This is a genomic window from Erwinia wuhanensis, assembly GCF_030484085.1.
Taxonomy (GTDB): domain Bacteria; phylum Pseudomonadota; class Gammaproteobacteria; order Enterobacterales; family Enterobacteriaceae; genus Erwinia; species Erwinia aeris.
Window position 1 is genome coordinate 1 of the sequence record NZ_JAUJUH010000013.1, and the last position, 8,053, is coordinate 8,053.

Sequence of the window (8,053 nt, forward strand, 5' to 3'; positions counted from 1 at the left end):
ATGGCGCCGTGGGGAACGGGCAGCGCCCTTCAGCAGGGCATCAGCGCGGCGACGGCGGCGGCCTCGGCGCTGGCGGGCGGCAACGTGGCGGGAGCCGTTGCGGGCGGTGCGGCGCCGTACCTGGCGGAGCTGATACATAAAGCGACCACCACCACGGATGCAAACGGCAAAGAGGTGGTTAACGTTGAGGCAAACCTGATAGCGCACGCGGTGCTGGGCGCGGCGGTGGCGCAGGCGTCGGGCGGTTCGGCGCTGGCGGGAGCGTCAGGCGGCGCGGCGGGCGAGTATATCGCGCAGCAGCTCTATCCGGGCGTGGACCGTGCAGACCTGAGCGAGGAGCAGCGTCAGACCATCAGCGCGCTGGGGACGCTCGCGGCGGGGCTGGCGGGCGGGCTTGCCGGGGACAGTGCCGGCGGTGCGGTGACGGGCGCGCAGGCCGGGAAGAACGCGGTTGAGAATAATGCGCTGAGTGTTAAGGAAAACCAGTCCCGCGTTCAGGAAATGTCTCAGTGTCAGGGCAATAAAGCTTGTGAGGGAACAGTCACCGAGAAGTACAGGCAGATCTCAGCGGCACAACAAAAGCGTGTTGTGGAGTGTACAGGCGCTCGTGACTGTGTTGACAAAGCGAATGAAGTTGGCAGGTTGCAGACTGATTATGCTAACCGTACCAATGAGTTGCTGGAAAAAGCGCGAGTTAATGGCGGTCTGAGTCCGGCAGATCAGAACGAGCTTTCGATCCTTCAGGTGACGTCTATTCAGCTTGAAGCAGACAGAAATGCGGCAATTCACAATGCGTTAATGTCTGATGATTCGTCTGAAGCGAAACAGCTTGCGATAAACTCACTGGCACAGGTAGCCGGAACCAGTGCGGCGGGAATAGCTGCCGGGATTGGAAAGGCTGGCTCAGGAAAAGGTAATATTCAGCAAGATTCGATGCTGGGTCAGAATGGTGTTCAAACTGCCAGTAAGACTATATGGAAAGGTACTGGAAAAGAACGAATAGATGTTGAAAACCCTAATCCAGGTCAAAGACCAGGACAGTTACATTATCAGGATAATAAGGGAAATAAATACCTTTACGATCCCCAAAAAAATTCATTCCCTGATGCGCCTAAATCAGTAAATAACTTATTGAATGACAGCTCATTTAAGAAAGCTATCGATAAAGGTATGACGCAATATCTTGGAGAGAAAAAATGAAGTGTAATTCACTGATGATGAAGAAAATTATCAATGCAGACTGGAAGGACCTCTCTCTTCCTGAAGAACTTCAACTATGGGTGGATTGTGGTTTTATAATAGTTGATGGATGTGTCTTTTTGGCTGGTCTATTCAAGGGTAATCCTGGGATAAATAATCATTTTGATAAAACAGGAATTGAATGTTTCGTAAATTCCTTCCATATCGATGATTACGTTTCAGAAAGATACCTAGACTATTCTTGTTTATTTTGTAATAAAATACTAAGTCAATGGGAATGTAATAATGATAATAAGGCTGAATATCTAAATGTCATTATTTCTCTTGATGATTTTGGATCTGTTATTAAAATTCATATGAAGCGCGAAGGTGAAAATTGGTTAAATAGTAATCTTGACAAATATGAAGATGCTATTCTGGAAACGAGTACACCACTTTGAATTGTAAGAAAAAAATCCCAACCCTTGTGTTGCAGGCTGACCGTGCTGCTGTAATCAGTGGCCAATTTTATTGGCACGCTTTGCATGCCTGATACTACTACGGTTGTTATAGTTGCTCTTTAACAGTGTCAGGAAAATGGATAACGGGGTGCAAAAGTGCGCGTCGGGGCTATGCGTCGGTACATCAGAATGCACTGAAAAACAGCTTCTAACTCACGGAAAAGACAGGGAAAAATCGGTTACTGCTGCTGATGCCGTAGCGGATGAAGTTGTTGTTGAGAATAACTGGCTGAGCGTTCAGGAAGCAGACAGAAAGAAACAGCTGGAGACGAAGCGCGACTACCTGAAACAGGAGTTAACACCGGCTGAAGCGAAAGAACTGGCGACGATTAATCAGACAGGTAAAGCGCGTGATGAAGCGATAAAAGCGGTCTGTACGGATGGTAATAAAGGGGGTTCAGCCTGTGGTGCGCTGGTTAGCCCGGCACAGGAAGCACTGAAGAAGTACGGTGAAAATGTCAGTTATTCGCTTATTTATAAGGATCTTTATCCACACGAAGCGGCGAATCTGGAAAACATTCTTCAGGGAGTGGATGCGGGAAGTATCAGCCGTGACCAGGCGATAACTGCAATAGCGGCGTCAACGCATCGTGACTGGAATGACGTTGCGAAAGATTATGACTCTGCAATGCAGACGCAGGCGATAGCGGTAGCGCTGGCCGGTATGGCAGTGCGCAACCATGGTCAACTAAAGCCCGTATAAATTATGTTCAGCTTCCTAATAAAGGGAAAATCCGTTACATACCGCCGGAAGGATACTCTCCATCTCAACCTCTACCGAGAGGGCCAAATAATGGTTATATTGACAAATTTAAGAATGAATGGGTAAAAGGCCCATCTCGTACAGCAGGGCAGGAGTTTGAATGGGATGTACAGTTATCACGTACTGGTAAAGCTCAGTTAGGTTGGGCGACACGCGATGGCTCGCATCTAAACATATCTCTAGATGGTAAGGTTACTCATAAGTGATTGATATGAAAATTGATTTTTATTATGAAGTAGAAGTCATAGCTGGAGCCAAGAATAATAAATATGTTGGCTGTAAGGGGGCGGTTCTTGGCATAAGCGAGGAAAATGGTGTTGTGTATGGTTACTCTGTTGCCATACATGGAAAAGAAATGGCTGTTTACTTTGATAAAGATGATCTTGTACCTACAGGTGTCTGTTTTACGCGAGAAGATTATTACTGAAAAATATCCCGGTCTTCAAACCGGGATATTTTTATCTGTCACTCAGCGACGAGGTTGAGAATAACTATCTGAGCTACGACGAGGCGCATGCTTTTGACAGAGAAATGACAGCCTGTCGTAAAGCTGGCCGTGAATGCGGAGATATACAGAACAAGTATGCTGTAATTAGTGCTGATAACCGACTGAAATTGCATATTGATGTCTCTGCTGACCCTCTGACGGCTCTATCCGGGGAAGATAAATGGAATATTGAGGGCGGACTCAGCGCGGCAGGTCGACCTGGCTGGCTATATGGTTCGCTGGAAAACCAGGATGTGAAGGACTACGTCATTGAAGGCAACAGATACGACCTGAACTATCTGAATAGCAATACGTCACAGGGGGATAGAGCTCTGGCTTTCTTCGGTGAGCCCGAAAATTATTGGGGGGCTGTAGCGGGGGTTAGTTCACTGTTTGCTTCATCGGCAACATTGTCAGAAAAAGTTATCAGTGCCGGGCTGAGCTTCGGGGCAAATGGGGCGGTCCAGATTGCAACCGGCAATACCGGTGAGAAGTTCGATTATCTCAGTTTCATGATGTCAGGCTTAACCGGTGCAGGTACAGCCGGGAAAGGATATTACGCTAACCAGTTGTTGGGTGCCGGTAGTGCTTACATGAGCAGCCAGATTGAAGGCCAGGACAGTACTGCATCAGTAGTGGGTAGCATGGCTGGTACAGGCCTTGGCTATAATATTGGTGCTTCAATTACTAATAAGTTTGAATCGCAATACATCAAAAACCAGCTTGGAATGGACGCCAGCAAAAATGCCTTAAAATACTCTGAATCGTCTTTTGGTCCCGGATATTTATTAAAAGGTGGTGAAATGAGTCCTTTACCTGGGACCCTGGGTGGGCTTGGTGGTTCATTAATATCAGAAGGTGCAAGTAGTGTGACTCAAAAAGAAGCTAATGGAGGTGGTAAATGAAACATCCTCTATTAGAACTTATTAAGCTGATGTTTATTCTGGCAGTTACTTTTTCTTTAGGAATGGTAGTTAGCATTTGGCTTATCACTCCAGAACCAATCTCTCAAGAGGTGTATATCAAATATGGGGTGATTGGTGCTATTGTCGGGTTATGGGGAGGGGCTGGCACTTGGTTGATACTTTACCTACAAATACGAAGGCATTCTCGTAAGTAGTTGTTGTTGAGAATAATGCGCTGAGTGTGCAGGAAAACCAGTCCCGCGTTCAGGAAATGTCGCAGTGTCAGGGCAACAAAGCCTGTGAAGGCGCAGTAACCGAGAAGTACAAGCAGATTTCAGCAGCACAACAAAAGCGCGTGATGGAGTGTACAGGCGCTCAGGACTGTGTTGATAAAGCGAATGAAGTTGGCAGGTTACAGGCTGATTATGCTAACCGTACCAGTGAGTTGCTGGAAAAAGCCCGAGCTGATGGCGGTCTGAGTCCGGCAGAACAGAACGAGCTTTCAATCCTTCAGGTGACTACGATCCAGCTTGAGGCGGACAGAAATGCGGCGATTCATAATGCGCTGATGTCCGGTGATTCACCTGAAGCGAAGCAGCTCGCGATAAACTCGCTGGCACAGGTGGCAGGAACCAGTGCTGCGGGAATTGCGGCAGGAGTTGGGAAAAATAAGCCTAATACTGGAGGAAGTGCAGTCAAAAACGGAGCGAAAAACGCACCAGAGACGCAAACTAGTGTTGATAATAAATTAACTAATTACCTGTTAGCGAAAGATCATCCTGTTGGCGGAAGCAAGGCTGAATGGTTTGATAAAGCCCTCGGTTTTAACAAAGGGAATTCAAGCGATCTTGCGAAACAAATTGTCTTCGAACCAGGCAAAGCTGTGAAAACAGCAGAAACGCAGCACGGTGTTAAATATGACCAAGTAATATCTATCACTGGTGCTAACGGAAGAACAATAGATGTGAAATTCGGTTGGATTAAGAATAATGATGGTGTCGTTAGACTTGTGACAGCTATTCCGGCTAAGAAATAACGGGTGCTAAAATTATGATTAAAGAATATGATGTCGTTAAGGCCACTAAAGTGTTATCTGACTCTATAGCTGCAGGATGTAAAGGTGCTGTTGTCATGGTATATACAGAACCTACTTTAGGCTATGAAGTAGAGTTTGTTGATGCTAATGGTGAGACGTTAGATGTTTTGACTGTTTATCCAGACGACATTCGGCTATTGAACTAATATTATGCTCCAATAAATGAAATCCCGGCCAGTGAGCCGGGATTTTTGCTTTCAAGCCCTTGAATCCCCCGCTTACCGCCGCTGCAACCGGAGCACACCGGGCGCAGCGGTAATCTCCAGCTGAACGGCGCGGTTATTGCGAGTACGGCAGATGCCAGCCTGAATAAACTCGACACCGGCACGCTGGGCTTTGGCGACATCCACAATCACGCGGACTATAAGGTAGAGCACCAGAGTGCGGGGATAAGCACGGGCGGCAGCGTGGGCGGTCAGTTCGCCGGGAACATGGCGAACGGCATGCTGGCGGGGCTGAACGACAGCGGCAGCGCGGACTCGGTGACGAAGGCGGCGGTATCGGAAGGTACGATAGTTATCCGCGATAAGGAAAAGCAGACGCAGGACGTTGCAGACCTCAGCCGCGACGTGGCTAACGCCAATCCGGGGCTGGACGTCATCTTTGATAAAGAGAAGGAGCAGAACCGGCTGAAGGCGGCGCAGCTGATAGGTGAGATAGGCGCTCAGGCGGGAGATATCGCCCGGACGCAGGGCCAGATAGCGGGGATGAAGGCGCAGCAGGACCCGGCGGCTCTTCAGGCGGCGCGTGAGCAGCTGGCGGCAAGCGGTAAGCCCTATACGGAAGCCGATATATCGCAGCGGGCGTCACCGTACCTGGCGGAAAAGATACACGAGCTGACCACAGATGCGAACGGTAAGGTTAATGTCCAGGCGAACCTGATGGCGCACGCGGTGCTGGGTGCGGTAACCTCGTACGCGGCGGGCAATGCTGCGCTGGCCGGAGCCTCGGGCGCGGTGATGGGCGAGTACATCGCGCAGCAGCTGTATCCGGGCGTTAAACGTAAAGACCTGTCTGAGGAGCAGCGACAGACGATAAGTGCGCTGGGGACGCTGGCGGCGTAGTGGGTGACAGTACGGCGGATGTTGTTGCGGGGGCTCAGGCGGGTAAGAACGCGGTTGAGAATAATTATCTCAGCGATACGGACGTCACGTCATTCACCGAGAAATATGCAAACGCGAAGACCGATGAGGAGAGAGACCAGCTTGTAGCAGATCTGAAAAAGCTGGATGCAGAGAAACAGGGTAAGGCGCTTACAACAGCAATACCGATTAGAGAGCAGAAAGCAGAGCTTGAGAAGCTGAAAGTACTAAAGGCTTCGCCGGACTGTAATACACAGTGTCAGCAGCTGGTTACCTACTCAATCTCTGAGCTGGAACCGGTGGCTAACAATACGGAATTGCACAAGAATAACCTCAGTAAGGCGGTATTGGCAGGTGTGATATTTGGGTTAACCGTTGAGAAACCGACAGCAAACAATCCAATATCGCGGCTAACAAGGGAACAGCAGCAGTTAATTGAGAGAGCTGAATTTACAACGACAGCTAAAGGGATACAGAATGCTTTCCCGCGTGATCTGAATGAGAAAGTTGTGTGGAATCAGATTCGGGCTAATCCAGGTTCTGCAGGAGAACCGCTCAAAGGAATGAATAAGGATGCTCGCTTCCCAACATCTGCAGGCTTCCAGAAAATGGAAGCAAAGCAAAAACTATCTAATGGCTCAACTATAACAGTACATTACCAATATAATTCCATAACTGGTAAAGCTTATGATATGAAAATAACCACACCTCAGAGAAGTGTTAATGACCCTGCCAAGGTGATTGATTCTATTAAGGATGCTGTTAAATGAAAATAAAAGAAAACGACGGAACACTAATAGATGTCTATGCCATTTACTGGATTAAAGGCAAAACCTATTTCTATGGTTTAGTAAAAGATTATGGCTTATCTGTTTTTAATGCAGATAAAGTAGGCATTGTTGATCCTACAATGTCAGGTGATTTTATTTTTTTTGAAGATGGTATATTTGTTAAACCACTCATTGCAGAAAGAATATTGGATGATCTTGTCGAGGGCGATCCAAAGACTTACAAGCGTTTTATTGAAATTCTAAAAGCTGAAGGTCAAATAGAGCCTGACTTTTACTGACTAACAAAATCCCGGTCTGGCCGGGATTTAACTTTACAATCAGCTTATTACCTTAAAGCGGCAGCCACTCCACAGTTCCTTCCGGGAGCCTCCGTGGCCGCTTCTGCGGCGTGGCAATGACCTGGATAAACTCCGCAATCTGACGCTGCTTGCGGGCAGAGAGCTTTTTACAGGCCTTATGCAACGCGACGACGACTTTCGGCTCTGCCGTTTCTGGCTGCGGTTCCTTAGCAGTCACGATCAGACAGCCCGGCAGCACCCGGACTTCAACCGGCGTGTCGATCGTAAATCCAGCCTCTTCCAGCCAGTCACTGAGTTTTGATAAAGAGCTGTCAGATTGCCGGAGCTCAGGTGGTGACTGCCAGGCAGTTATCGATAAGTGGAAAAAGGTCAGCGATAAGCAAAGTGCAGACACTGAACAAAAACTGAAAGATAATCCACTGGAAGCGCAAGTTGTTGATAAGAAGATTGCTCAGGGCGGCATTGATATGACAGAGCGCCCGGGCTGGCTGGGTAACGATGTTGGTTTAGCTTCTGCCAGCAGGCCAAGCTGTTTATATGGTTACCTGAACAATGTTTATAATGTAATAGCCTTGTCGCCTAAATTATTTATATTCAATGTAAGTTTGATATTATATCCTCTATTCCCGAGTGAAAAAATACGGTTATATATAAAATTAAACGGTTACTATGTAAATCAAGGCCATCTCCCCAAGATCTTTCATTGGTAATCATGCAGTTAATCCAGCTTTCGCCACTCCACAGTTCTTTTCTGGATCATGCGTGACTGCCTTTTCGGCGTGGTATCAGCTCGACGGCAGCGGCGGATAAAAACCGGCTGGATACGGGCACGCTGGGCTTCAGCAGTATTGAAAACCGCGCGGACTATAAGGTCGAACACCAGAGCGTGGGCATGAGCAGCGGCGGCCCTATTGGCAGCCAGATGCTCGG

At 48.1% G+C, this 8,053-nt stretch carries 13 protein-coding genes and 1 pseudogene; 12 read left to right on the forward strand and 2 right to left on the reverse strand.

What is annotated here, in order from left to right; genetic code table 11:
• The 11 genes and pseudogenes from QZH36_RS21195 to QZH36_RS21240 form a co-directional block, all read left to right on the forward strand.
• A partial coding sequence (locus tag QZH36_RS21195) for a VENN motif pre-toxin domain-containing protein (protein WP_301731072.1) occupies positions 1-1,200 on the forward strand: 1,200 nt, incomplete at its 5' end.
• Entirely contained in the window at positions 1,197-1,640 is a 444-nt protein-coding gene (locus tag QZH36_RS21200) for a PM0498 family protein (protein ID WP_508825042.1), read from the forward strand. The genes QZH36_RS21195 and QZH36_RS21200, both read left to right, overlap by 4 nt.
• A gap of 136 nt (positions 1,641-1,776) precedes the next feature.
• On the forward strand, positions 1,777-2,403 hold the full coding sequence (locus QZH36_RS21205) for a DUF6862 domain-containing protein (RefSeq protein WP_301731074.1): 627 nt from the start codon (positions 1,777-1,779) through the stop codon (positions 2,401-2,403).
• 38 nt (positions 2,404-2,441) lie between these two features.
• Positions 2,442-2,669: a polymorphic toxin type 17 domain-containing protein gene (locus QZH36_RS21445; RefSeq protein ID WP_367652777.1), complete on the forward strand. Its 228-nt coding sequence runs from the start codon at positions 2,442-2,444 to the stop codon at positions 2,667-2,669.
• Positions 2,666-2,890 carry a hypothetical protein gene (locus QZH36_RS21210; protein WP_367317874.1) on the forward strand — a complete coding sequence of 75 codons (225 nt, stop codon included), beginning with the start codon at positions 2,666-2,668 and terminating at the stop codon, positions 2,888-2,890. Before QZH36_RS21445 ends, QZH36_RS21210 begins: the two co-directional genes overlap by 4 nt.
• 104 nt (positions 2,891-2,994) lie before the next feature.
• On the forward strand, positions 2,995-3,855 hold the full coding sequence (locus tag QZH36_RS21215; RefSeq protein WP_301731075.1) for a hypothetical protein: 861 nt from the start codon (positions 2,995-2,997) through the stop codon (positions 3,853-3,855).
• On the forward strand, positions 3,852-4,070 hold the full coding sequence (locus QZH36_RS21220) for a hypothetical protein (protein WP_301731076.1): 219 nt from the start codon (positions 3,852-3,854) through the stop codon (positions 4,068-4,070). Before QZH36_RS21215 ends, QZH36_RS21220 begins: the two co-directional genes overlap by 4 nt.
• 26 nt (positions 4,071-4,096) lie before the next feature.
• Complete coding sequence (locus QZH36_RS21225) at positions 4,097-4,891, forward strand: DUF6883 domain-containing protein (protein ID WP_301731077.1); 795 nt, start codon at positions 4,097-4,099, stop codon at positions 4,889-4,891.
• A 14-nt stretch (positions 4,892-4,905) separates the two neighbouring features.
• Positions 4,906-5,097 carry a DUF4926 domain-containing protein gene (locus QZH36_RS21230; protein WP_125290993.1) on the forward strand — a complete coding sequence of 64 codons (192 nt, stop codon included), beginning with the start codon at positions 4,906-4,908 and terminating at the stop codon, positions 5,095-5,097.
• A 117-nt stretch (positions 5,098-5,214) separates the two neighbouring features.
• Positions 5,215-6,093: pseudogene (locus tag QZH36_RS21235) on the forward strand (VENN motif pre-toxin domain-containing protein); the annotation flags it as partial.
• Between the two features lie 706 nt (positions 6,094-6,799).
• Positions 6,800-7,102, forward strand: a complete 303-nt coding sequence (locus tag QZH36_RS21240; protein ID WP_301731078.1) for a hypothetical protein — start codon at positions 6,800-6,802, stop codon at positions 7,100-7,102.
• 52 nt (positions 7,103-7,154) lie between these two features.
• Here the strand turns inward: QZH36_RS21240 and QZH36_RS21245 are convergent, their stop codons facing one another.
• The gene (locus QZH36_RS21245) at positions 7,155-7,496 is read right to left on the reverse strand and encodes a SymE family type I addiction module toxin (RefSeq protein ID WP_301731081.1); all 342 of its coding nucleotides are present in this window, start codon (positions 7,494-7,496) and stop codon (positions 7,155-7,157) included.
• Here QZH36_RS21245 and QZH36_RS21250 point away from each other — a divergent pair.
• Positions 7,384-7,833, forward strand: a complete 450-nt coding sequence (locus tag QZH36_RS21250; protein WP_445235138.1) for a hypothetical protein — start codon at positions 7,384-7,386, stop codon at positions 7,831-7,833. The genes QZH36_RS21245 and QZH36_RS21250 overlap by 113 nt on opposite strands.
• Before the next feature lie 8 nt (positions 7,834-7,841).
• On the opposite strand, the gene QZH36_RS21255 is transcribed toward QZH36_RS21250, so the two are convergent.
• On the reverse strand, positions 7,842-8,053 hold a 212-nt coding region (locus tag QZH36_RS21255), incomplete at its 5' end, for a hypothetical protein (RefSeq protein WP_301731080.1).